Annotated in this window: 18 protein-coding genes and 1 pseudogene; 7 read left to right on the top strand and 12 right to left on the bottom strand. The window is 73.4% G+C overall.

Going from position 1 to position 22,266, the window contains the following annotated elements:
• Positions 1-45: 45 nt before the first annotated feature.
• The 4 genes from ACFZDL_RS02605 to modA form a co-directional block, all read right to left on the bottom strand.
• Positions 46-465 carry a TOBE domain-containing protein gene (locus tag ACFZDL_RS02605; RefSeq protein ID WP_353590925.1) on the bottom strand — a complete coding sequence of 140 codons (420 nt, stop codon included), beginning with the start codon at positions 463-465 and terminating at the stop codon, positions 46-48.
• Between the two features lie 168 nt (positions 466-633).
• Entirely contained in the window at positions 634-1,719 is a 1,086-nt protein-coding gene (locus tag ACFZDL_RS02600; protein WP_353590926.1) for an ABC transporter ATP-binding protein, read from the bottom strand.
• Positions 1,716-2,561 carry a molybdate ABC transporter permease subunit gene (gene modB, locus ACFZDL_RS02595; RefSeq protein WP_353590927.1) on the bottom strand — a complete coding sequence of 282 codons (846 nt, stop codon included), beginning with the start codon at positions 2,559-2,561 and terminating at the stop codon, positions 1,716-1,718. Before modB ends, ACFZDL_RS02600 begins: the two co-directional genes overlap by 4 nt.
• Positions 2,558-3,376 (bottom strand): molybdate ABC transporter substrate-binding protein, encoded by an 819-nt coding sequence (gene modA / locus ACFZDL_RS02590; protein ID WP_353590928.1) that lies wholly within the window; start codon positions 3,374-3,376, stop codon positions 2,558-2,560. Before modA ends, modB begins: the two co-directional genes overlap by 4 nt.
• Before the next feature lie 177 nt (positions 3,377-3,553).
• On the opposite strand from modA, the pseudogene ACFZDL_RS02585 reads away from it, so the two are divergent.
• Positions 3,554-3,891: pseudogene (locus ACFZDL_RS02585) on the top strand (hypothetical protein).
• Between the two features lie 22 nt (positions 3,892-3,913).
• Here ACFZDL_RS02585 and ACFZDL_RS02580 read toward each other — a convergent pair.
• The 6 genes from ACFZDL_RS02580 to ACFZDL_RS02555 all read right to left on the bottom strand — a co-directional run bounded on the left by ACFZDL_RS02580 (position 3,914) and on the right by ACFZDL_RS02555 (position 10,248).
• Positions 3,914-4,309 (bottom strand): helix-turn-helix transcriptional regulator, encoded by a 396-nt coding sequence (locus tag ACFZDL_RS02580; protein ID WP_353590929.1) that lies wholly within the window; start codon positions 4,307-4,309, stop codon positions 3,914-3,916.
• A gap of 43 nt (positions 4,310-4,352) precedes the next feature.
• The gene (locus ACFZDL_RS02575; protein ID WP_353590930.1) at positions 4,353-4,526 is read right to left on the bottom strand and encodes a hypothetical protein; all 174 of its coding nucleotides are present in this window, start codon (positions 4,524-4,526) and stop codon (positions 4,353-4,355) included.
• On the bottom strand, positions 4,511-6,505 hold the full coding sequence (locus ACFZDL_RS02570) for an acetoacetate--CoA ligase (protein ID WP_353590931.1): 1,995 nt from the start codon (positions 6,503-6,505) through the stop codon (positions 4,511-4,513). The genes ACFZDL_RS02575 and ACFZDL_RS02570 overlap by 16 nt, the downstream gene beginning before the upstream one ends.
• Positions 6,502-8,088: a bifunctional 3-(3-hydroxy-phenyl)propionate/3-hydroxycinnamic acid hydroxylase gene (locus ACFZDL_RS02565; RefSeq protein ID WP_353590932.1), complete on the bottom strand. Its 1,587-nt coding sequence runs from the start codon at positions 8,086-8,088 to the stop codon at positions 6,502-6,504. Before ACFZDL_RS02565 ends, ACFZDL_RS02570 begins: the two co-directional genes overlap by 4 nt.
• Positions 8,085-9,023: a fumarylacetoacetate hydrolase family protein gene (locus ACFZDL_RS02560; protein WP_353590933.1), complete on the bottom strand. Its 939-nt coding sequence runs from the start codon at positions 9,021-9,023 to the stop codon at positions 8,085-8,087. Before ACFZDL_RS02560 ends, ACFZDL_RS02565 begins: the two co-directional genes overlap by 4 nt.
• 70 nt (positions 9,024-9,093) lie before the next feature.
• On the bottom strand, positions 9,094-10,248 hold the full coding sequence (locus ACFZDL_RS02555) for a VOC family protein (RefSeq protein WP_353590934.1): 1,155 nt from the start codon (positions 10,246-10,248) through the stop codon (positions 9,094-9,096).
• A gap of 133 nt (positions 10,249-10,381) precedes the next feature.
• Here ACFZDL_RS02555 and ACFZDL_RS02550 point away from each other — a divergent pair, with 133 nt between their 5' ends.
• Both ACFZDL_RS02550 and ACFZDL_RS02545 read left to right on the top strand, forming a co-directional pair.
• Entirely contained in the window at positions 10,382-11,017 is a 636-nt protein-coding gene (locus ACFZDL_RS02550; protein ID WP_353590935.1) for a TetR family transcriptional regulator, read from the top strand.
• A gap of 15 nt (positions 11,018-11,032) precedes the next feature.
• Positions 11,033-11,677 (top strand): TetR/AcrR family transcriptional regulator, encoded by a 645-nt coding sequence (locus ACFZDL_RS02545; protein ID WP_353590936.1) that lies wholly within the window; start codon positions 11,033-11,035, stop codon positions 11,675-11,677.
• Positions 11,678-11,699: 22 nt separating this feature from the next.
• Here ACFZDL_RS02545 and ACFZDL_RS02540 read toward each other — a convergent pair whose 3' ends face one another.
• Positions 11,700-12,335: a TetR/AcrR family transcriptional regulator gene (locus ACFZDL_RS02540; protein WP_353590937.1), complete on the bottom strand. Its 636-nt coding sequence runs from the start codon at positions 12,333-12,335 to the stop codon at positions 11,700-11,702.
• Between the two features lie 178 nt (positions 12,336-12,513).
• Here ACFZDL_RS02540 and ACFZDL_RS02535 point away from each other — a divergent pair, with 178 nt between their 5' ends.
• Positions 12,514-14,139, top strand: a complete 1,626-nt coding sequence (locus ACFZDL_RS02535; RefSeq protein ID WP_353590938.1) for an MFS transporter — start codon at positions 12,514-12,516, stop codon at positions 14,137-14,139.
• Between the two features lie 85 nt (positions 14,140-14,224).
• On the opposite strand, the gene ACFZDL_RS02530 is transcribed toward ACFZDL_RS02535, so the two are convergent.
• Positions 14,225-15,943 (bottom strand): PucR family transcriptional regulator ligand-binding domain-containing protein, encoded by a 1,719-nt coding sequence (locus ACFZDL_RS02530; RefSeq protein ID WP_353590939.1) that lies wholly within the window; start codon positions 15,941-15,943, stop codon positions 14,225-14,227.
• Positions 15,944-16,358: 415 nt separating this feature from the next.
• Between ACFZDL_RS02530 and ACFZDL_RS02525 the strand changes: the two genes are divergently transcribed.
• Genes ACFZDL_RS02525 through ACFZDL_RS02515 form a run of 3 tightly spaced genes read left to right on the top strand, consistent with a single transcriptional unit; the run spans position 16,359 to position 21,960 of the window.
• The gene (locus ACFZDL_RS02525) at positions 16,359-17,624 is read left to right on the top strand and encodes an aminotransferase class III-fold pyridoxal phosphate-dependent enzyme (protein WP_353590940.1); all 1,266 of its coding nucleotides are present in this window, start codon (positions 16,359-16,361) and stop codon (positions 17,622-17,624) included.
• Positions 17,621-20,524, top strand: a complete 2,904-nt coding sequence (locus tag ACFZDL_RS02520; RefSeq protein ID WP_353590941.1) for an FAD-binding and (Fe-S)-binding domain-containing protein — start codon at positions 17,621-17,623, stop codon at positions 20,522-20,524. Before ACFZDL_RS02525 ends, ACFZDL_RS02520 begins: the two co-directional genes overlap by 4 nt.
• Entirely contained in the window at positions 20,521-21,960 is a 1,440-nt protein-coding gene (locus ACFZDL_RS02515; protein WP_353590942.1) for an NAD-dependent succinate-semialdehyde dehydrogenase, read from the top strand. The genes ACFZDL_RS02520 and ACFZDL_RS02515 overlap by 4 nt, the downstream gene beginning before the upstream one ends.
• Positions 21,961-22,266: the final 306 nt, after the last annotated feature.

Here is a 22,266-nt window from a genome sequence, read left to right as displayed (position 1 = left end):
GTGTACTGACTCATGACGTGTACTGGCTCATGACGTTGTACTGACTCATCGGGCCGCGAGCGAGACCTCGGTCGACTTGAACAGAGCGGTGACGGCCGAGCCCTCCGCCAGGCCGAGGTCGGCGACCGCGTCCTTGGTGATCGCGGCGGTCAGTTCGGCGCCCTCGACCGAGACCCTGACCGTGGCCATGGCGGCGCCCGTCGCGACCTCGCGCACCGTGCCGGGCAGCCGGTTGCGGATGGACAGGCCCTCCACCGGGCCGGTGGCGAGCGCGACCTCCGTGGCCTTGATCAGGGTGTGTACGACGGCGCCCTCGGCGAGGCCGAGGTCCTTGACGGCGTCCAGGGTGATGGCGGCGGTGACGTCCTGGCCGCCGTCGAGGCGGACCTTGACCGTGGCCATGGCCTCCCCGGGGGTGACGGAGGTGACGGTGCCGGGGATCTGGTTGCGGATGCTCAGGCTCATGGGGGACGCCTCGCGGAGGGTGGGGGGATTGTCTGGCTTTGGGGGTTGCTGTGTGGCCCACCGTAGTCCGGCAGGGGCGCTCCCGCCGCCGGCACCGTCGCAGCCGCGGGGCGAACTCGGCGCCGTGCCTGGCAGATCCGGGCCCGTGCCTCCCGGCCGTGCGTTCCCTCAGGCGGGGTACGCGTGTGTCCGGTCCGCCGTGACCGTGGCCCACACCGTGGCTCCGGGGCGCAGGTCGAGTTCCGCGGCGGCGATGGTGGTCAGGTCGGCGGTCAGGGGCAGCTCGCCGGTGAGGGCGGCGCGGATCCGGTCGCCGTGGGTCTCGAGGCCGGTGACCTCGCAGCGCCACAGGTTGCGGGCGCCGGCGCCGGTGGGGCGGTGGTGGTGCAGGGTCACCGCGCCCGGCGGGAAGGCGACGAAGGCCGGGCCCGTCAGGTCCTCCGTGGTCGCGACCTCGGGTCCGCCGTGGACGCGGACCGTGTGTCCCGCGGCCTCGCCCCGGTAGAGGTTGAGGCCGACCAGGTGGGCGATGTAGTCCGTGCGGGGGCGGCGGGCGATGTCGGACGGCGGACCCTCCTGGACGACGTGGCCGTCCTCGATGACGACGAGGTGGTCGGCCAGCACCATGGCGTCCAGCGGGTCGTGCGTGACGAGCACGGCGACCGCCTCGAAGTCGGCCAGGTGTCGGCGGAGCTGGGCCCGGACGTCGAGCCGGGTGCGGGCGTCGAGGGCGGCCAGCGGCTCGTCGAGCAGCAGCAGGCGCGGGTTGGTGGCCAGGGCGCGGGCGAGGGCGACGCGCTGCGCCTGGCCGCCGGAGAGTCGGCGGGGCTTGGCCCCGGCGTGGGCGGCCAGGCCCATGCGGTCCAGCCACTCGGCGGCCCGCTCGCGGGCCTGCGCCTTGCTCGCGCCGCGGCAGCGGGGGCCGAAGGCCACGTTGTCGAGCGCCGAGAGATGCGGGAAGAGCAGGTAGTCCTGGAAGACCACGCCGACCGGGCGGGTCTCCGGCGGCGTACGGTCCAGCAGGGCGCCGTCCAGCCGCAGATGGCCCCCGGTGAGCGGTACGAGGCCGGCCAGTGCGCGCAGGGCGGTGGTCTTGCCGGCGCCGTTGGGCCCCAGCAGCGCCACCACGTCACCGGGCGCGGCCGTCAGCGCCACATCGAGCCGGAAAGAGCCGCGCTCGACCACGAGGTGGGCGTTGAGCCCTTCAGCGGTGAGGGTGATCGCCTGGTGCACCGTCTGCTCGGCATTGGTCATGAGGGGGCCATCCAGCGGTCGCGCAGCCCCGCCAGCACCGCGATCGACACGGCCAGCAGCACCAGGCTCAGGGCGATGGCGGCCTCCGGGTCGTTCTGCAGCGCCAGGTAGACCGCGAGCGGCATCGTCTGCGTACGGCCGGGGAAGTTGCCCGCGAAGGTGATCGTCGCGCCGAACTCGCCCAGCGCCCGCGCCCAGGCGAGCACGGCGCCCGCCGCGACGCCCGGGGCGATCAGCGGCAGGGTGACCCGGCGGAAGGCGGTGAAGCGGGAGGCGCCGAGGGTGGTGGCGGCCTCCTCGTAGCGCGGGTCGGCGGCGCGCAGCGTGCCCTCGACGCTGATCACCAGGAACGGCATCGCGACGAACGCCTCGGCCACGACGACGCCCGTGGTGGTGAACGGCAGCGTGACCCCGAACCAGGCATCCAGCCAGCGCCCGACGACGCCGTTGCGGCCGAGCGCCATCAGCAGGGCCACACCGCCCACCACCGGGGGCAGGACGAGCGGCAGGGTCACCAGGGCGCGCACCAGACCGCGCCCGGGGAACTCGACCCGCGCGAGCAGCCAGGCCAGCGGGACCCCGAGGGCCAGGCTCACCGCGGTCGCGGCGGTGGCGCACACCAGGGAGAGCCGGAGGGCCTGCCACACCTCGGCACTGGTCAGCAGGTCGGGCAGGCTGCTCCAGGGAGCCCGTATGAGCAGGGCGACGAGGGGGACCAGCAGGAAGGCCAGGCCGATCAGCGAGGGCAGCAGGAGGGGCAGCGGCACGCCACCGCGGACGCGGCGGCGCCGCGGACCCCTGGTCGGGGTGTCCGCGGCGCCGGCCTTGTCCAGCGGGGTCACGGCTTGAGGAACCCGGCCTCGGTGAGGACCTTCTGGCCCTCGGCGGACCGCACCAGCGCGATGAACGCCTTGGCCGTCTTGGCGTTCGAGGCGTTCTTCAGCAGGGCGATCGGGTAGTCGTTGACGGCCTTGGCCGACTCGGGGAACTCCACGCCCTCCACCTTGTCACCCGCCGCCTTCACATCGGTCTTGTAGACGACCGCGGCGTCGGCCTCCTTGAGCACGACCTTGTTCAGGGCGGACTTGACGTCCTGTTCGTAGGAGACCGGGGTGAGCTTCAGCTTGCTCTCGTCCAGGGCTTTTTGCGCGGCGGAGCCGCACGGCACCGTCTTGTCGCACAGCACGACCTTCAGGCCCGACTTGGTCAGGTCCTTCAGGGAGGCGACCTTGTCGGGGTTGCCCGGCAGGGTGGCGATCTCCAGCTGGTTGCGCACGAAGGTGGCCGGGGTGCCGGCCGCGTCGCCCTTGTCCGTCACGATCTTCATCGTCTTCGGGCTGGCGGCGGCGAACACATCGGCCGGGGCGCCGCCGGTGATGCTCGCCGCGAGGCTGTCGCTGCCGCCGAAGCTGAAGGTGACCTTCGTCCCCGGGTGCTCCTTCTCGAACGTGTCGCCGAGCGTGCTGAAGCTCTCCTTCAGCGAGGCCGCGGCGAAGACCGTCACCTCGCCGGACAGCTTGTCCGACGCGGAGGAGTCCGACTTCTTCCCGGAGGAGTCCGAGCCGGACGACGAGCAGGCGCTCAGGGCCAGCAGGGCAGCGGCACCTGCGCCGGCCACCTGGATCATCCGGCGGGTCCGGCGCGCGGAACGGGTCATCACGGGGCCACTCCCTTGAGGTCCTGCACTCTGGTCCGGCGTCGATGATACTTCCGCATGTGCGAGGGGAAATACCCTTCTCGCATCGCATGAGCCGGATCTTCCGGCTGCTGGCATGGCATGTGCGTTTGTGCGGGATGGCTGTTCGGGTACGGGTCATCCCGGAGGTGGTACCTCGTGAGTCAGTCCCTCGCAGCCACAGGTACGGCCGCCGGGCCGGTGGCGGAGCTCGTCCTCGCCGGTGATCTGGCCCGTCCGGCCCGTCTGACGGTGCCCGACCTTCTCGGCTGGCCCCAGCACGGGGCCGACGTCGCCTTCGAGTGCGCCACCAGCGGCGTGCAGCCATCGACCCGGACTTCGGCCGCGCCCCCGTCCTGCTCGCCGTCACCCTCGACGCCACCCCGCTCGACCGCGCCGGCCCCCAGCTCGTGCTGCCCCAGGACCGCTGCGGCGCCCGGTACATCAGCGGTATCGACGCGATTCACGTGGACGGCGGATACACCGCGTGGACCTGACGGCGGCGGGCGCGGCCGGGTCTCAGACGCGGTCGATGTGCACGTTCGTCGACTTCACCCGGGCGGTGGCCTCCATGCCGACCTCCAGCCCCAGTTCCTCCACGGCCTCCCGGGTGAGCAGCGACACCAGCCGGTGCGGACCGGCCTGGATCTCCACCTGTGCCGCCACATCACCGAGCTTGATCGCGGTGACGATGCCGGGGAAGGCGTTGCGGACCGAGGTGTAGGAGGCGTCCTCCTCCGGGCTCCCGCCCTTGGCGAGCTCCACGGAGAAGGCGGCCAGGTCCTTCCCGTCGATGAGCCGTCTGCCGCTCTCGTCGCGGTGGGTCGCCACCCGGCCCGCGTCCGCCCACCGCCGTGCGGTGTCGGGACTCACGCCGAGGAGCCGTGCCGCCTGGCCGATCGTGTATGACTGCATGAGCGCCAAGATAGGCCCCACAGGGCTCTTCCGACCTGCGGGATCAGGGCGTGGCCGGTGCCTGGGCGACCAGGTCCGGCGCGATGTCGATGATCATGTCCTTCTGGCCGCCGGCAGCCCCGCAGCCACCGCCGGCTGTCTGCGGCTGCCGCCGTTCGGCGCGGCCGTCCTGTCCGACGACAGCGGCTGCCGCCCCGGACTTCAGCCGTCGGAGCACACCTCCCGCCCGCGGCGGTCGGCTCCCAGGCGGGCGAAGAAGCCGAGGAGTTCGGGGGCGTCCACCGCGGCCGGATTGACGACCTGCTCGGTGGGCGCGCCCTGGAGGAGGCGCTTCACCGGGACTTCCAGCTTCTTGCCGGTACGGGTGTGGGGGATGGCCGGGACATCGATGATCTCGTCGGGGACATGGCGCGGTGAGGCGCCGGTGCGGATCGCCTCCTTGATCCTCTCGCGCAGGGCGTCGTCCAGCGTCACCCCGGCCGCCGGGACCACGAACAGCGGCATCCAGTAGCCGCCGTCCGGTTCCTCCGCGCCGATGACGAGCGCTTCGGCGATCTCCGGGAGGCGTTCGACGACGTCATGGATGTCGGCGCTGCCCAGGCGCACGCCGTTGCGGTTGAGGGTGGAGTCGGAGCGGCCGTGGACGATGACCGAGCCGTGCCCGGTGACCGTGATCCAGTCGCCGTGCCGCCAGACGCCCGGCCAGGCGGAGAAGTAGGCGTCGCGGTAGCGGGTGCCGTCGGGGTCGTTCCAGAAGGACAGCGGCATGGAGGGCATGGGGCGGGTGACGACGAGCTCGCCGACCTGGTCCGTGACCGGGCGGCCCTCGGTGTCGTACGCGGCCAGGGCCACGCCGAGGTGTGGGGCCGACAGTTCGCCCGCCCAGACGGGGGTCGTGGGCGCGCTGCCGGCGAAGCCGGAGACGATGTCCGTGCCGCCGCTGGTGGACGCGAGCAGGACGCGCTCGCCGACGTGGTCGCGGACCCACGGATAGGCGGAGGCCGGCAGGGCGGAGCCGGTGCAGCCGACGACCCGGACGGACGACAGGTCGTGCACGGACGGGTCGATGCCGAACTTGGCCATGCCCAGCAGGTACTGGGGGCTGGTGCCGAAGACCGTGACCCGGTGCCGGGCAGCCAGCTCCCACAGGACGTCCGGGCGGGCGAAGGGCGCCGGGCTGCCGTCGTAGGTGCAGGTGGTCGCGCCGGTCAGCAGCGTGGAGACGACGAGGTTCCACATCATCCAGTGGGTCGTGGTGTACCACAGGAGGCGGTCGCCGGGGCCGAGGTCGGAGTGCAGGCCGAGGGTCTTCAGATGCTCGAGCAGCACGCCGCCGTGGCCGTGGACGATGCCCTTGGGCAGGCCGGTGGTGCCGGAGGAGAACACGACCCACAGAGGGTGGTCGAACGGCACCGGCGCGCAGGTGAGCTCCTCGGAGCGGGCGGTCGCGTCCTCCCACGGGACCGCCGGGGACGGGTGGGCGGCGTCGGGCCACGGCAGGCCCACGTGGCCCACCAGCAGCGTGGCCTTCAGCGTCGGCAGCGCGCGGACCAGTTCGAGGGCTGCCTCGCGGCGGTCGTGGGTGGTGCCGTTGAAGAGATAGCCGTCGGCAGTGATCAGTACGGTCGGCTCCAACTGGCCGAACCGGTCGGCGGCGGCCTTGGGCGCGTAGTCCTGTCCGCACACCGACCACACCGCGCCCAGGCTCGCGGCGGCCAGGAACGCGACGACGGCGTGCGGGGTATTGGGCAGATAGCCCACGACCCGGTCGCCCCGTTCCACCCCCAGGTCGCGCAGGGTCGCGGCCACCGAGGCGACCTGCGAGCGCAGCCGCTCCCCGGTCACCTCGTACCCGGCGCCGGTCTCGTCCAGGGCGACGATCGCCACGTCGTCGTCGCCGAGGTTGCGCAGGGCATGGTGGGTGTAGTTGAGGGTGGCGCCGGGGAACCAGCGGGCACCGGGCATGGTCTCCTCGGCCAGGACCCGCTCGTACGGGGTGTCCGCGGCTCCGTCGGCGATGTTGAAGTACTCCCACACCGCGCCCCAGAAGCCCTCCAGGTCGGTGACCGACCAGCAGTGCAGGGCGGCGTAGTCCAAGCCGGCTGCCCCGACGTGGCGGGCGAAGTCCACGATGCGGCTGGCGGCCGCGGCCTTCGGATCGGGCGTGAAGAACGGTTCCGGGTACGGCGTGCTCATCGCGTCGCGCTCCTCGACGGGTCTTTCCCCACGGCGTGTGGGGAAGGAAAGGGGCTTCGGGTGGTGTGCAGCAGGGACGCCCAGCCGGCCGCGGCCGTGAAGTCGCGGCCGCCGGAGGGGACGACGTCCATCACGACGCGGTCCGGCCGCAGCAGCACGGCGTCCGCCCGCCCCTGGCGCAGCCAGTCCGCGAGGCGGCCGTCGTCGCCGAGGCCGGCCACGGGGACGGTCCGGGCGCCGAGGCCGTCGACGACCGCCTTCAGCGAGGGGGACAGCGGTACGGCGGTCAGCACGGCGAAGGAGTCGCCGAGCAGTTCGTCGAGGCGGACGCGTCGCCCGCCGGCGGTCACCCACGGCTGCGGGCAGAAGCGGCCCACGAGACCGCGACCGCCCAGGGGACAGGTACGACGGTGGACGAGCGGCCCGGCGGTCAGGGCCGGGCTGAGGTCGCGGGCGGCCGCAGCGCTCAGGCCGGGGAGGCGGACGGCCGCGCCCAGGGCGCCCCGGCGCACGGCGGCGGCACCGTCCTGGCCGCCGGTCATGGCCCAGCCCATGGCGACCGCGAGCCGGATCATATGGCGGGCATGGGGCTTGCGTTCGCTCTCGTATGTGTCCAGCAGCCGCTCGTCGCCGCCCTGCTGGAGGACGCGGGCGAGCTTCCAGGCCAGGTTGTGGGCGTCGCGCAGGCCCGCGCACAGCCCCTGACCGATGAACGGCGGGGTGAGGTGGGCCGCGTCGCCGAGGAGGAAGACACGGCCGCGGCGCCAGCGGTCGGCGATCCGCGCCCGGAAGGTGTACCGCGCCTGGCGCACCACCTCGAAGTCGGCGGGGTGCTCGAGGTCCACCCATGGGGCGATCAGCTCCCGCAGCCGCTGGTGATCCGGTTCCGTGTCGTCCCGCAGCCGGAACTCCCAGCGGTAGCGGTCCTCACCGATGCGCATGAACGTCGCCGGCCGCCGCGGATCACAGATCTGCTCGACGCCCTCCCAGCAGCGGACCGGGAGGTCGGTGCGCATGTCGACGACCGTCCAGCGCTCCTCGAACCGCAGATCCTCCCACCCGGCGCCGATGGCGTCACGGGTGCGGCTGTTCGCGCCGTCGCAGCCGAGGACGGCGTCGGCCCGCAGCAGGTGTTCCCCCTCGTCGTCGCGGTAGGTCACACGGACCGGACCACCTGCGTCCTGTTCGACGCCGACGACCTCCACCCCGCCGCGCAGTTCGCACTCCGGGGCGCGGGCCAGGGCGCCGCGCAGCACCCGCTCCAGTTCGGGCTGGTCGAACATGCTGGTCTGCGGGAAGCCGTGGGCACCCAGCGCGGCGCGCGGGAACTCGGCCATCACCCGGTGCCGGGCGTCCAGCAGCCGCAGCCCCCGCGCTGGGCGGGCGATCGCGGCGAACTCCTCCTGGACCCCCGCGGCCTGGAGGATGCGGCGCACCTCGTCGTCGGTGGCGACGGCGCGCGGCAACGGGTAGACGTCCCGGTGGCGTTCGAGGACGACGGTCCTCACACCCCGCCGGGCCAGCAGGAGGGCGGCGGTCACGCCCACCGGCCCGGCTCCGACGATCACCACGGGCGTGCTCATGGCGCGTCCGTCACGGGGGTGCGCTGCTCGCCGAGGTCGATGCGCCCGTCCGGGGTGGCGATGGCCGCGGTCACCACATCGCCCTGCCGCAGATAGCGCGGGTTCTTCGCCTGGCTCTTGAAGAACGCCTTCCACTTCACCGCGGGCGGCAGCAGCGCGCCGATCTTCTCGACCGGCTTGGGCGGGGCCTTCAGGGCGGTGCCGCCGGGGGTGCCGGTCAGCAGCAGATCGCCGGGGTCGAGGGCCTGGAAGCGGGCCAGCAGGGTCAGGGCCCGCGCCGGGCGGACGATCATGTCGGCGAGGGTGCGGTCCTGGCGCAGCTCTCCGTTGACGGACAACCGCAGCCGCAGGTTTAGGAGGCGGGTGAACTCGTCCGGCTCCAGCAGGGTGAGGTGGGGCCCGGTCGGGGTGAAGGTGGGGTACGACTTGCTCTCGTAGAACTGCGTCCTGGTCAGCTGTATGTCACGGGCGCTGACATCGTTGGTGATCACGAGCCCGGCGACATAGGCGGGAAGGTCGCGCTCCTCGACGACCGCGCCGACCGGGAGGGGCGCGCCCATGACCAGGCCGAGCTCGATCTCGTAGTCCAGGAACTCCACATGCGGCGGGCGGATGACGCTCTCGTACGGGCCGCTGACCGAGCCGGACGCCTTGCGGAAGAAGGCGGGCGGGATGTCACCGGTGAAGCCCGAATCCCGGGCGTGGCTACGGTAGTTGACCATCTGGGCGACCACCCGGCAGGGGGCGGTGACCGGGGAGAGCGCGACCAGATCGGCGACCGGCGTCCCCGGAGCGCCCGAGGCGGCGGCCTCTTTCACGGCGGCCCGGTCGGACAGCAGCTCGGCGGTGGTGACGGCCTTGGTGCCGACGGGGACGGCGCGGTCGCCGAGGACGGCCCACCAGCCGTCGGCGGTGCGCAGGACGTTGGTGCTCATGTCATTGCCTCTGTGAAGGGGAATCGGTGAAAGGGGAACTGTGAAGGGGTTCTGCGAGGAGGGGAGGGGGTCAGGAGTTCGCGGCCTTCAGCAGGCCCAGCAGACGCGCCGGGTCCATCTCGTTGTCGCCCCGCAGGGCCTGGACGACCTCGCGGATCCGTCGCGGGGAGGGACTGGCGCCCAGGAAGTCGCGGGTGGCCGGCGGCCCCCACTGGGCCAGTCCGCTCGTCGACATGGGAGCCCAGCCGGGTTCGAGATCGCAGGAGAAGAGATCGCCGTCGGCGAAGTGCTCGAGCATGAAGCGGTCGGGGTCGCGCCAGTAGTCGAAGAGCTGGCTGCCCTGGATGTGCCGGCCGATGCCCCAGCTGCGCCGGTAGCCGCGCTCGGCCAGGTACTCCCCGCCGGCGGCGATCGAGTCCAGGTCGGTCACCTGGTAGGCGGAGTGGACATAGCCGCTGCCCGGCCCCAGGTGGATGGCCAGGGTGTGATGGTCGACCGCCACACTGCCCCGGTCGCAGCGGATGAACGCCATCGTCGGGCCCCGTCCGCGCTGCCCGTCCAGGAACAGGAAGTCCGACACGATCATGCCGAGCGTGTCCAGGTACCAGTCCAGGGCCCGGGCGAACACGCGGGTCTCCAGCACCACATGGCCCAGCCGCTGGATACGGGACGGTTCGCGCGGAGGCCGCTGTGTGGCGTTCGTACGACGCTGCCCGGTGCCGCAGTTGAGCAGCAGCGGCTGCTGCTCGGGCAGCGCCGGCAGCTCCTCGCCGCAGTGCACCACACGCACGGGCAGGCCGGACGGGTCGAGCAGGTCGACCGCCCTCCCACCGCCCGGCACGTCCGCGTCCCGGACGGCGGTGCCCGTCGCGCGGGCGAGCCGGTCCAGGTCGGCCCGCTCGGCCGCGCGGAACGCCGGGCCGATGAAACGGGACGCACGCCCCTCGCGGATCACCATGCAGGGCGGGCCCGCGAAGGTGCCCCGCAGCCACAGCTCCCGCTCGGTGCGGGCGGCGACGGCGAAGCCGAAGTCGCGGGCGAAGACCTCGGCCCGGTCCAGGCCGGGCTTCTCGAACTCCAGCCAGGCGAGATCGGCGACCTTGATCACGGGGTTCCGGGACCGCCCGGGGTGTTCGCCGCGCAGGGCGCCCCGCTCGCTGTGGAGGTCCTGGTGGGCCGTTCCGACGTCCGTGACGCCGACCGCGGTGACGTGGGTTTGGGACATGGTGTCCTCCAAGACATGGCCAAGATGATGAAATCATCAGCATTGACTCTTCAATCGTCAATGGCGGAGTCGGGTGACGTGATGAATTCATCAGAACTGTGGTGGTGCGGGTCTCCTTGCTAGACTCGCGCGTATGCCGACGTCAGCCCCGCCCCGCAACCGATTCGAACGGCGTCGCGCCGAGACGCGTCAGGCGCTCGTCCGGGCGGCTCGGCAGGTTCTCGCCGAGACCGGGGACACCAGCGCGAGCATCCAGGCGATCGCGGAGCGCGCGGACGTCGGCTTCGGCTCGTTCTACAACCACTTCGAGTCGAAGGCGGAGCTGTTCGACGCGGCCGTGAGGGACGCCCTCGAAGAGCTCGGCCAGACCTTCGACGAGCGCCTGGAGGGCATCGACGACCCGGCGGAACTCGTCGCGGCGGGCTTCCGCCTCAGCGCGCGCATGGCCGACTCCCGGCCCGAGCTGATGCAGGTCCTGCGCCACCGCGGCCTCGGCCACATCTACTCCGGCTCGGGCCTCGCCCCGCGCGCCGTGCGTGACCTGGAGGCCGGCGTCGCCTCCGGCCGGTTCACCATCACCGACGCGACCGTCGCGGTGACCGCCCTGGGCGGCTCGCTGCTGGCGCTCGTGGAGCTGCGGTTCGGCCGCCCGGAACTCGACGGCGACGAGGCCGCGTCGAACCTGGCCGAGATGCTGCTGCGCATGCTGGGCGTCCCACCGGACGACGCCCGCGACGTCGCCCGGCGCCCCCTGCCCGAACTCGACTGACAAGGGACGAGCGCCGTGACCAAGCCCGTCATCCGCGAACCGATGCGCCGCAACTCGCGCTCCAACCGGGCCCGCATTCTGACCGCCGCCCGGCAGGAGCTCGGCCGCAACCCCGATGTGACCCTGGAGGAGATCGCGCGGGCCGCCGGCGTGGTCCGCCGTACGCTCTTCGGGCACTTCCCGGGCCGCGCGGCCCTGTTGGACGCGCTCGCCGAGGAGGCGTCCGAGGCGCTGCGCGGCGCCGTGGCCCGGGAGCCCGACGCCGAGGAGGCGCCCGAGCGCGCCCTGGCCCGGTTCGTCCTGTCGATCTGGCCCGTCGGCGACCGCTACCGGCTGCTCCTCGCGCTCGCCCGCCGGGACCTGGGCACACAACGGGTGTCCGAGATCCTGGCCCCGGCCCGCGACGAGGCCACCGCCATCCTCGAACGGGGCCAGCGTGCCGGGGTGTTCCATGACCACCTGCCCGCGGCGGTGCTGAGCGCCGCCCTGGAAGCCCTGACCCTCTCGCTGCTGGAGAGCGTCAACACGGGGGCATGGGAGGACGACGGGACGCGCACCGCGGTGGCCACGTTGCTCGCGGCCGGTGTGTCGGAGCAGTCGGCGACCGCGACCGTCGAGGGCGTGGCGCCGAAGGCGCGGGCCGAGGCCTCCGCCGGCTGAGCGCACAGCACCCCCTGAGGGATCACACGGCCGTCGGACCGGGGCGGCTGAGCCCGCGGACCTGCGCGACGGCGAGGGCGCTGTCCGTCCCCACCGCGATCAGGGCGGCCGTCGCGCTGCGCGTGCCGTCGTCGCTCCAGGTCCCGGCGTTCACGCACTCCAGCAGCGCCAGCAGCAGCCCTTCGAGGGCTCTGCTGAGCGGTGCGGGCGGGACGGCGGTCCGGAAGGCGCCCTGCCGCTGCCCGCGTTCGATGATCGCCATCGCCATGTCGCGGGCGGGGGCGAGGATTTCGTCCACGCGCTCGGCCCCCAGGTCCTGGGGTGCCAGTCTCAGCAGCGTGCGATAGCGGTCGCCGACGGGCCACAGGGCCAGGACGAACCGCGCCATCGCGGTGACGGGGTCCGCATCGGGGGCCGCCACGGTCGCCAGGGCGCGCCGCAGCGCTTCCGCGGCCTCCGCGGCGAGCCCGTCGATCAGCGCGGACCGGCCGGCGAAGTGGGCGTAGACGGTACGGCGCACCACACCCGCGGCCTCGGCGATATCGCCGAGACCGCTGTCGGGATCGCGGCCGAGCTCCTGCCTCGCCGCTTCGAGGATGCGGGCCCGGGTGGGCCGCGTCCGGCGGCGACCGCCGCCCGGGACGCCTGGGCTGGTCATATCGGACCTCCGGTCGACGAGGGCACGTCGATATTTGCACATCGATGGGCAACAAACTAGTCTGCACATCGTTGGGCAAATAACTGCCCGCAGTGCCGCCCGCAGCGTCGCGGCCGTACCGCACTGCCCTGCCGATCCGCGCATCCCCCATCTGCCGCTTCGCCCCGAGGAGCTTTTGATGCCGCTCTTTGCCAACACGCCCGCCGAGAAGATGACGGCGCCCTATCCACGGCGCTGGTGGGCCCTGCTGGTGCTGTGCCTGAGCCTGCTGATCGTCGTCATGGCGAACACATCGCTGATCGTGGCGGCGCCCGACATGACCTGGGACCTGGGCCTGTCCAGCAGCGACCTGCAGTGGGTCATCGACGGCTACACGGTCCCCTACGCCGCGCTGATGCTCGTGCTCGGCTCGATCGGCGACAAGTACAGCCGCCGCGGCGCACTGATCCTGGGCCTGCTGATCTTCGCGGGCGGCTCGGTGATGGGCGGCCTGGTCGACCGGACCGACCTGGTCATCACAGCCCGCGCGACCATGGGCGTCGGCGCCGCCGTCGTGATGCCGGCCACCCTGTCCCTGCTGGTCGCGATCTTCCCGAGGGCGGAGCGCGCCAAGGCCATCACGGCCTGGAGCGCCACCTCCGGCCTCGCCATCGCCGCCGGTCCGCTGGCCGCCGGATGGCTGCTGAAGGACCACGCATGGGGCTCCACCTTCCTGATGAACGTCCCCGTCGCGGTCCTCGGCGTCGTCGGCGCACTGCTCCTGGTGCCGCCGTCGAGGGCGGAGAAGGCGGGCCGGATCGACCTCGTCGGCGGTCTGCTCTCGATCGTCTCCGTCGGCAGCCTGGTCTACGCGACCATCGAGGGCCCGCACTTCGGCTGGGGCACCGGCCCCATCGCCGCGGCCGTGGTCGCCGGCGTCGGCCTCCTGGCCTTCGTCGCCTGGGAGCTGCGCCACCCGCACCCCATGCTGAACGTGCGCAAGTTCAAGGAGCGCCCCTTCAGCGGCTCGATGCTCGCGGTGCTGTTCTTCTTCTTCGGCACCTTCGGCTCGATCTACTACGCCACCCAGTTCCTGCAGTTCATCCTCGGCTACAACGCGCTGGACACCGGCATACGGCTGCTGCCGCTGGCCGGAGCCGTCTTCGCCGGCGCCGCGGTGACCGGCCGGCTGGCCCCGAAGCTGGGCGTGAAGCCGGTCGTGGGGACCGGCATGGCGATCGGCACGGTGGGCGTCCTGCTGCTCACGCGGATCGGGTCGGGCTCGACGTACACCGACTTCCTGGCGCCCCTGCTGCTGCTCGGCTTCGCGATCGGCCTGAGCCTGTCCCCGGCCACCGACACCATCATGGGCTCCTTCCCCGAGTCGGAGCTGGGCGTCGGCGGCGGCGCCAACGACACCGCGCTGGAGCTCGGCGGCTCCCTGGGCATCGCGATCCTCGGCTCACTGCTGGGCACCGCCTACCGCGACAAGCTGACCGACCTGGTCGGCGGCCACCTCCCGGCCGCCGCGCTGGACACCGCCAAGGACTCGGCGGGCGGCGGCCTCGCCGTCGCCGAGCAGGTCGCGAAGGCCCCGGGCGGCGGACCCCAGCAGGCCCAGGCCCTGGTCGACGCGGTGCACGAGTCCTTCGCCCACGCCGTCGCCCACACCAGCCTCATCGGCGCCGTCATCATGGCCGCCGGCACCCTGATCGTCGTCGCGGTCCTCCCCGGCCGCAAGGCCGCGGCCGGGCACCGCCAGGAGGGGCCGGTGGCGGCCGAAGCCGACCGGGAGGAGGCGGAGCTTTCCGACTCCGTCCGATGATCCGTCCCGCCCGGGCTCCCGCCCGGCCTCGTCCCGGCGAGGCCGGGCGTTCGGGCGTCGGGCGGTCGATCGCGCCTTCGTGTCCTCAGTGGGCCCGCAGGACGTCGAACGCCGCGAGCGCCACCTGCAGTTCGGTGCGCTGTTCCGCGGATTCGAGATCGCAGTCGAGCAGCCGCTCGACGGCGCGGAGCCGTTGGTAGACGGTCTCCCGGGACAGCCCGCCGCGGCGGGCGGCGGTGGTCTTGTTCCCGGCCGCGTCCAGGTAGTGGCGCAGGGTCGTCAAGAGGTCGGTCTGGTGCCGGGTGTCGTGGTCGATGAGCCGGCCGAGTCGGCGTTCGGCGAAGCTCTGGATCCGGGTGTCCTCGCGGAGCGCGTACAGCAGTTGGCGCAGGCCGATGTCGGAGAGCTCGTGGAAGGACCGTTCCGCGGGGAGCGGCCGGCCGGGCAGGGTCGCCTCGGCCACGCGGGCCGCCTCGCGGAAGGAGCGGGCGGCGTCGGAGAGGTCGGTGACCTCGGAGCCGACGCTCACCACCGCCTCCGGGTCCAGGTCGAGCGCGAGGCGGCTCAGCCGTTCGACCGCGGGCCGCCACGGCTGGGAGGGGCGCAGGGCCAGCAGGAGGCCGAGCCGGCCGGGGGCCAGGACGCCGACGAGCGCCGGGATGCCGGCCGTTCGGAGCTCCTGGGACACGCGGGTCTCCGGCACGGTGCCGCCGTCGTCCGGGCCGCCGTCCGCGTCCGGGGCAAGGTCCATCAGGACGGCGAGGAAGCGGCCGGGGTCGGTGGGCAGGCCGAGGGCGGCGAAGCGGGCGCGGGCGTCCTCGGGGGAGCGGTGGCGCTGCTCGGCGAGGTGGCGCAGCACGCCGCGGTGCGCTGTGCGCTCCCAGGGCAGGGGGTGGATGAGGCGGGCGATGGTGAGCGCCATCGCCGTTCGCTCCAGCACGGTGACGTCCTCGGGCCCGAACGCCCCCGACTTCCCCGACGCCCCGGCCGCCCCGGCCGCCGGGTCGCCGGGTGGGGCGGGCGGGGCGGGCAGCATGGCCACCCGGCCCCAGCGCTCCCCCTGGTACGCCACGGGGGCCACGAGCCAGCCCTCGGGGCCGCGCACCTCGGGGTGGTCGCCGGTCGGGGTCGCGCGGGAGCGCTGTTCCCAGCCGGTGAGCGCCTCTTCCACCGTGGAGCCGGAGGGCTCGCAGATCAGCGCCTGGTGCACCAGGTTCTCCAGGACCACCGTATGGCCGCTCATCTCCGCCGCGGCACGCACCACGTCCTCCGGGCCCGCCCCGCGCAGTGTCAGGGCGGTGAACGCCTCGTGGATCCGCTGGGTCCGGCGCATCGCGTCCGCCTGGTTGCCGAGGATGCGCGCGTGGACGACCTGGGTGACCTCCAGGAAGTTGACGTCCTTGGCCAGGGTGACCAGGGGCAGGCCGCGGGTACCGCAGGCGTGGACGAGCGCGTCGGGCGGACGGTGGTAGCGCCGGACGAGCTCGATGACCAGCGCGGCGGCGCCGATGTCGGCGAGTTCGTCCACGTACCGGCGCACGCTCGCCGCGTCCTCGGGCAGGGGCATACCGGTGGTCAGGACGAGTTCGCCGCCCTTGAGGAAGGAGGCGGGGTCCGTCAGCTCGGTGATGTGGACCCAGCGGACCGGCCGGTCGAGGTGGTCCCCGCCGGTGACGACCCGCGGCCGCCCGGCCGCCAGGACGGGGAGGGCCAGGATGTCGGCCACGGTGAGCGGGCGGCCGGCCAAGGCGGCGTCCCGGCCGTCCGGGGCCCATGGCCGAGCCGGGCGGTGGTTCTCGCTCACGGTGCCTCCTTGTTCGCTTCTCCGCCCACGCGGCGCGGGTGCGGGTAGCGTCGCCGTCTGCGGGCCGGCGGCCGCGCGTGCGGCGCTCACGGTGCCTCGTTGTTCGCTTCTCCGCCCACGCGGCGCGGGTGCGGGTAGCGTCGCCGTCTGCGGGCCGGCGGCCGCGCGTGCGGCGCTCACGGTGCCTCCCTGAGTGTCAGGTCACTGTGGCAAGCCGCGCTGACCTGCGCAAGGGCGGTCGGAGCCGGAAGCGGACCCGGGGCGCGGGGGCGCCGGGCGGCCGATCGGCGCCCGGGCGGTTGACACATTGTCCGAACGACGCGTCCGAGCTGGACAGATCACGCGTTGTCGGCGACCGGGCCGGTGGGGATGCTCGTGATGCCGAATCTGACCACGACCCAGGCCGGAGACGAACATGACCGCACTGTCGCCGCACCTTCGCCAGGCCACGCCCGTGGTGGCGGTCCGGGGCGAGGGCGTCCACATCCACGGTGAGGACGGCCGCCGCTATCTGGACTTCACCGCCGGGATCGGGGTCACCAGCACCGGCCACTGCCATCCCAGCGTGGTGGCGGCCGCCCAGGAGCAGGTGGGCACGCTCATCCACGGCCAGTACACGACGGTCATGCACCCCCCGCTGCGGCGGCTGGTCGACAAGCTGGGCGAGGTGCTGCCGGCGGGCCTGGACAGCCTGTTCTTCACCAACTCCGGCAGCGAGGCCGTGGAGGCCGCGCTGCGGCTGGCCCGGCAGGCCACCGGCCGGCCGAACGTCCTGGTCTGCCACGGCGGCTTCCACGGCCGGACCGTGGCCGCCGCCTCCATGACCACCTCCGGCACCCGCTTCCGGTCCGGCTTCTCGCCGCTGATGAGCGGGGTGGTCGTCACCCCCTTCCCGACCGCCTACCGGTACGGCTGGGACGAGGAGACCGCCACCCGCTTCGCGCTCCGGGAGCTCGACTACACGCTCCAGACGATCTCCTCGCCCGCCGACACGGCCGCGGTCATCGTCGAGCCGGTGCTCGGCGAGGGCGGGTACGTGCCCGCGACCCGAGCCTTCCTGGAGGGGCTGCGGGAGCGGGCGGACCGCCACGGCTTCCTGCTGATCCTCGACGAGGTGCAGACCGGCGTGGGCCGCACCGGCCGGTTCTGGGGCCATGAGCACTTCGGCGTCGTACCGGACATCCTGGTCACCGCCAAGGGGCTGGCCAGTGGTTTCCCGCTGTCCGCCATCGCCGCCTCCGAGGAGCTGATGCACAAGGCGTGGGCGGGCTCGCAGGGCGGTACGTACGGCGCCAACGCGGTGGCGTGCGCCGCGGCCTGCGCCACGCTCGACGTCGTACGCGACGAGAAGCTGGTGGAGAACGCCGAGGCGATGGGCGCGCGGCTGCGCCTGGGCCTTGAGGCGGTGGCCGAGCGGACCCCGGCCATCGGGGACGTACGGGGCCTCGGGCTGATGCTGGCCAGCGAGTTCGTCACCGCGGACGGCGAGCCCGACCCCGAGACCGCGGCCCGGGTGCAGCGGGCCGCCGTGGACGAGGGGCTGCTCCTGCTGCTGTGCGGGGCCTGGAACCAGGTGGTGCGGATGATTCCGGCCCTGGTCATCGACGAGGCGGGGGTGGACGAGGGCCTGCGGGCGTGGCAGCGCGCCGTCGAAGTCGGCACATCAGGAGCCGCACGGTGACGACGGACGCCACCGCGGCACTGGAGCCGCTGGTCGCGCGGTTCGCCGAGACCGCTCCAGGACTGCGGGTGGAGACCGGCCCGGGCGCCACCGGCCTCTATGCCTACGACGCCTCCAACTACCGTGTGCCGCCGCTCGCCGTGGTCTTCCCACGCACCGCCGACGATGTGGTCGCGGTGGTACGGGCCTGCCGGGAGGCGGGCGTTCCGATCGTCGCGCGCGGCGGCGGCACCAGCATGGCGGGCAATGCGATCGGGCCGGGTGTCGTCCTGGACTTCTCCCGGTACATGAACCGGATCCTGGACATCGACACGCGGGCGGGACGCGCCCGCGTCGAGGCCGGAGTGGTCCTCGACGCGCTGCGGACCGCGACCGCCCCGCACGGGCTGACCTTCGGCCCCGACCCGTCCTCGCACAGCCGCTGCACCCTCGGCGGGATGATCGGCAACGACGCGTGCGGCAACCGGTCGGTGCGGCACGGTCGCACCAGTGGTCACGTCGAGGCACTGGAGATCGTGACGGCCGACGGTGTGCGGGCCGTCGCCGACCGCACCGGACTGCGCGCCGCCGACCCGGGCGACGCGGACGCCGTGCGGCGCGTCGCCCGGCTCGAAGCCGGCGTACGACGCCTGATCGACGCCAACCTGGCCCCGATCCGCACCGAACTCGGCCGCATCCCCCGCCAGGTCTCCGGCTACCAGCTGCACCGCCTGCTGCCCGAGCACGGCTTCGACATGGCCCGCGCCCTGGTCGGCACCGAGGGCAGCTGCGCGGTGGTCACCGGGGCGACGGTCCGCCTGGTGGCCACCGCGCCGGCCACGGCGCTGCTGACCCTCGGCTACGACGACGTCGTCGACGCCGCCGAGGACGTGCCGGAGATCCTGCGCTGGAATCCGACCGCCGTGGAGGGCATGGACGAGGCGATCGTCGCCACCATGCGCGCCCGCCGTGGCCCGGACTCCGTCACCGGGCTGCCCGAGGGCCGCGCCTGGCTCTACGTCGAGCTCGACGGCGACGAAGAGGCCGTGGTGAACGGTCGCGCGGCGGAACTGCTCGACGTGCTCAGGGCCCGGGGGAGGATGACCGGCGGGCGGGTTGTGGAGGACGCGGCCGAGCGCCGCTCGCTGTGGCGCGTCCGCGAGGACGGCGCCGGCCTCGCCGCCCGTCTCGTCGACGGCGGGGAGTCCTGGCCCGGCTGGGAGGACGCCGCGGTGGCGCCCGAGAACCTGGCCGCCTACCTGGGAGACTTCCGCAAGCTGCTGGCCGGCCACGGCCTCACCGGCGTGCTCTACGGGCACTTCGGCGCGGGCTGCGTCCATGTGCGCATCGACTTCGACCTCGCCACGGACGCCGGGCGGGCCGCCGCCCGCCGGTTCCTCGCGGAGGCGGCCGCCCTGGTCGTCGGGCACGGCGGAACCCTGTCGGGTGAGCACGGTGACGGGCGGGCGCGCGGCGAACTGCTGGAGGTCATGTACAGCCACGGGATGATCCGGGCGTTCGCCGGCTTCAAGGAGGTCTTCGACCCCGACGGGCTGCTGAACCCGGGCGTCATCGTGGCCCCGGCCCGGCTCGACGCCGATCTCGCGCTGCACACGCCCGACGTGCTGCCCGTCGACACCCTCTTCTCCTTCCCGCACGACGACGACGGCTTCGCGGGTGCCGTGCGCCGCTGCGTCGGCGTCGGCCGATGCCGCGGCGAGGCGGGCGGCGTGATGTGTCCCAGCTACCGGGCCACCGGGGAGGAGAGTGACTCCACGCGGGGCCGGGCCCGGCTGCTCCAGGAGATGGTGCGGGGCGGGACCGTCCGCGACGGATGGCGCTCGGCCGAGGTCAAGGACGCCCTCGATCTGTGCCTGTCCTGCAAGGCGTGTTCCAGCGACTGCCCGGTCGGCGTCGACATGGCCACCTACAAGGCGGAGTTCCTGCACCAGCACTACAAAGGCAGGTTCAGGCCCCGCTCCCACTACTCGCTGGGCTGGCTGCCCCTGACCTCCGCCCTGGCCGGATACGCGGCCCGCCCCCTCAACGCGCTGCTGCGCGGACCGGTGGGCACGCTGCTCGCCCGCCTCGGAGGCGTGACCACCAAGCGCAGGATCCCGGCCTTCGCCTCCCGGCGCGCCCGGCGCGCGGTCCTGCGGCGCATGACGAAGACGGGCGAACCGTCGAAGGTGAAGGCCCTGCTCTTCGTCGACAGCTTCACCCGCGCCTTCCGCCCCGAGGTGGCCGGAGCCGCGAGCCGTGTGCTCGCCGACGCCGGAATCCCCTGCGGCGCGGAGGCCGGCCTGTGCTGCGGACTGACCTGGGTCAGTACCGGCCAGCTGTCCGTCGCGCGCCGCGTGATGGCCCGTACGGTCGCCCGCCTGGACGGCGGCGGCGACCTGCCGATCGTCGTGGCCGAGCCCAGCTGCGCCGCCGCCCTCAAACGGGACGTGCCCGAACTCCTCGACACCCCCGCGGCCCGCCGCGTCGCGGCCCGTGTCCACACCCTCACCGGCGCCCTGACCGACCTCGCCGCGCCGGGCTGGACGCCGCGGGAACTGCCCGCCGGCGTCGTCCTGCAGACCCACTGCCACGAGTACGCCACCTTCGCCGGCCGCCGCCCGCGCGACCTGCTGAGCAGACTCGGCGTGCGCGAGGTCGACGAGGCCGAGGGCTGCTGCGGGCTCGCCGGGAACTTCGGCTTCGAGGAGCAGCACTACGACACCTCGATGGCCGTCGCCGACCTGGCGCTGAAACCCCGTCTCGACGGTATCGGCGAGGACACCCCGACTATCGTCGTGGCCGACGGTTTCAGCTGCGCCACCCAGATCGACCACCTCGCCGGTGACCGGGGCATCCGCGCCGTGCACCTCGCGGAACTGCTCGACCCCGCCGCCGATCAACCAGGAGAGACCTCATGACCGACACCCCCACGCAGTTGTTCATCGGCGGGGCCTGGGTGGATGCCGCGGACGGCGCCACCATGCCCGTGGACGACCCGGCGACCGGCGAGATCCTCTGTCATGTCGCCGACGCGGGCCCCAAGGACGCCCGGCTCGCGGAGGACGCGGCCGTGCAGGCGCAGGAGAAGTGGGCCCGTACGGCGCCGCGGGTGCGCAGCGAGATCCTGCGCCGCGCGTACGAGATCATCCTTGAGCGCACCGACGAGCTGGCCCGCCTGATGACGTCCGAGATGGGCAAGCCGCTGGCCGAGGCCAGGGGAGAGGTCGCCTACGCGGCCGAGTTCTTCCGCTGGTTCTCCGAGGAGGCCGTACGCATCGACGGCGGCGGCGGAATCCTGCCCGACGGCCGCAACCGCATGCTGCTCTCCCGCCGCCCGGTCGGCCCCTGCCTGCTGATCACCCCGTGGAACTTCCCGCTGGCCATGGGCACCCGCAAGATCGGCCCGGCGGTGGCCGCGGGCTGCACGATGGTGCTCAAGCCCGCCCCCCAGACCCCGCTGTCCAGCCTGGCGCTGGCCGCGATCCTCAAGGAGGCCGGTCTGCCGGACGGGGTGCTGAACGTCGTCACCACCTCCCGCGCGGGGGAGGTGTGCGAACCGCTCCTGCGCGGCGGGCAGATCCGCAAGCTCTCCTTCACCGGGTCCACGCAGGTCGGGCGGCTGCTGCTGGCCCAGTGCGCGGACATGGTCGTCCGGACCTCGATGGAGCTGGGCGGCAACGCCCCGTTCATCGTCTTCGAGGACGCCGACCTGGACGTGGCCGTGGACGGCGCGATGCTCGCCAAGATGCGCAACATGGGGGAGGCGTGCACCGCCGCGAACCGCTTCTTCGTCCACCGGTCGGTGGCGGAGCAGTTCGGGCAGCGGCTGGCCGAGCGCATGGGCGCGCTCGTCGTGGGCCCCGGCACCCGGGACGGGGTCGACGTCGGTCCGCTGATCGACGCCGGCGGACGGGCCAAGGTCGAGGAACTGGTCGCCGACGCGGTGGAGCGCGGCGCCCGGGTGCTCGTCGGCGGCCGCACGCCCGAGGGGCCGGGCTGCTTCTACCCGCCGACCGTGCTCACCGACGTCGACCCCGGCAGCCGCCTGATGGGGACGGAGATCTTCGGCCCGGTGGCGGCGATCCTCACCTTCGACGACGAGGACGAGGTGGTGCGCCGGGCCAATGACACGCCCTGGGGCCTGGTGGGCTATGTCTTCACCGAGGGCCTCGACCGCGCGCTGCGCGTCAGCGAGCGACTGGAAGTGGGCATGGTCGGCCTCAACACCGGACTCGTGTCCAACCCGGCCGCGCCGTTCGGCGGCGTCAAGCAGTCCGGGCTCGGCCGCGAGGGCGGCCGGGTGGGGATCGACGAGTTCCTGGAGTACCAGTACCTCGCGGTGCCCGTGCGATGAGGGCGGCGGCCCTGCCCTGACATACGCCGTGGCCTGACATACGCCGAGGATCGGCCCTCACGCTGATGCGTGGGGGCCGACGCCTTGACGCGGGCTCGGCGACGCTTTTCGGACGCGGGCCCGGCCCCCCCGCCTCCCGCTCAGGCGCCCAGGCGGCGCCCCGCGATCTCCGCGGCCGTGTCGGTGATGAGGCGGCCCCACGGAGACCGGCCGTGAGCTGCGCCGTCTGACCGGATGTCTGCTGATGGGGCCCACCGAGCACCACCAGATGGCCACCGTCCTCCAGTCCATCGCGGGCGTGAGCTG

The organism is Streptomyces sp. NPDC007917 (assembly GCF_042959105.1).
Classification (GTDB): domain Bacteria; phylum Actinomycetota; class Actinomycetes; order Streptomycetales; family Streptomycetaceae; genus Streptomyces.
This window is presented reverse-complemented; position numbering and strand designations above follow the sequence as displayed.

What these genes read in the sequence shown, in the direction of transcription:
- ACFZDL_RS02605 (WP_353590925.1), bottom strand. Translation starts at nt 465, where the DNA reads ATGAGCCTGAGCATCCGCAACCAGATCCCCGGCACCGTCACCTCCGTC.
- ACFZDL_RS02600 (WP_353590926.1), bottom strand. Translation starts at nt 1,719, where the DNA reads ATGACCAATGCCGAGCAGACGGTGCACCAGGCGATCACCCTCACCGCT.
- modA (WP_353590928.1), bottom strand. Translation starts at nt 3,376, where the DNA reads ATGACCCGTTCCGCGCGCCGGACCCGCCGGATGATCCAGGTGGCCGGC.
- ACFZDL_RS02580 (WP_353590929.1), bottom strand. Translation starts at nt 4,309, where the DNA reads ATGCAGTCATACACGATCGGCCAGGCGGCACGGCTCCTCGGCGTGAGT.
- ACFZDL_RS02570 (WP_353590931.1), bottom strand. Translation starts at nt 6,505, where the DNA reads ATGAGCACGCCGTACCCGGAACCGTTCTTCACGCCCGATCCGAAGGCC.
- ACFZDL_RS02565 (WP_353590932.1), bottom strand. Translation starts at nt 8,088, where the DNA reads ATGAGCACGCCCGTGGTGATCGTCGGAGCCGGGCCGGTGGGCGTGACC.
- ACFZDL_RS02560 (WP_353590933.1), bottom strand. Translation starts at nt 9,023, where the DNA reads ATGAGCACCAACGTCCTGCGCACCGCCGACGGCTGGTGGGCCGTCCTC.
- ACFZDL_RS02555 (WP_353590934.1), bottom strand. Translation starts at nt 10,248, where the DNA reads ATGTCCCAAACCCACGTCACCGCGGTCGGCGTCACGGACGTCGGAACG.
- ACFZDL_RS02550 (WP_353590935.1), top strand. Translation starts at nt 10,382, where the DNA reads ATGCCGACGTCAGCCCCGCCCCGCAACCGATTCGAACGGCGTCGCGCC.
- ACFZDL_RS02540 (WP_353590937.1), bottom strand. Translation starts at nt 12,335, where the DNA reads ATGACCAGCCCAGGCGTCCCGGGCGGCGGTCGCCGCCGGACGCGGCCC.
- ACFZDL_RS02535 (WP_353590938.1), top strand. Translation starts at nt 12,514, where the DNA reads ATGCCGCTCTTTGCCAACACGCCCGCCGAGAAGATGACGGCGCCCTAT.
- ACFZDL_RS02525 (WP_353590940.1), top strand. Translation starts at nt 16,359, where the DNA reads ATGACCGCACTGTCGCCGCACCTTCGCCAGGCCACGCCCGTGGTGGCG.
- ACFZDL_RS02515 (WP_353590942.1), top strand. Translation starts at nt 20,521, where the DNA reads ATGACCGACACCCCCACGCAGTTGTTCATCGGCGGGGCCTGGGTGGAT.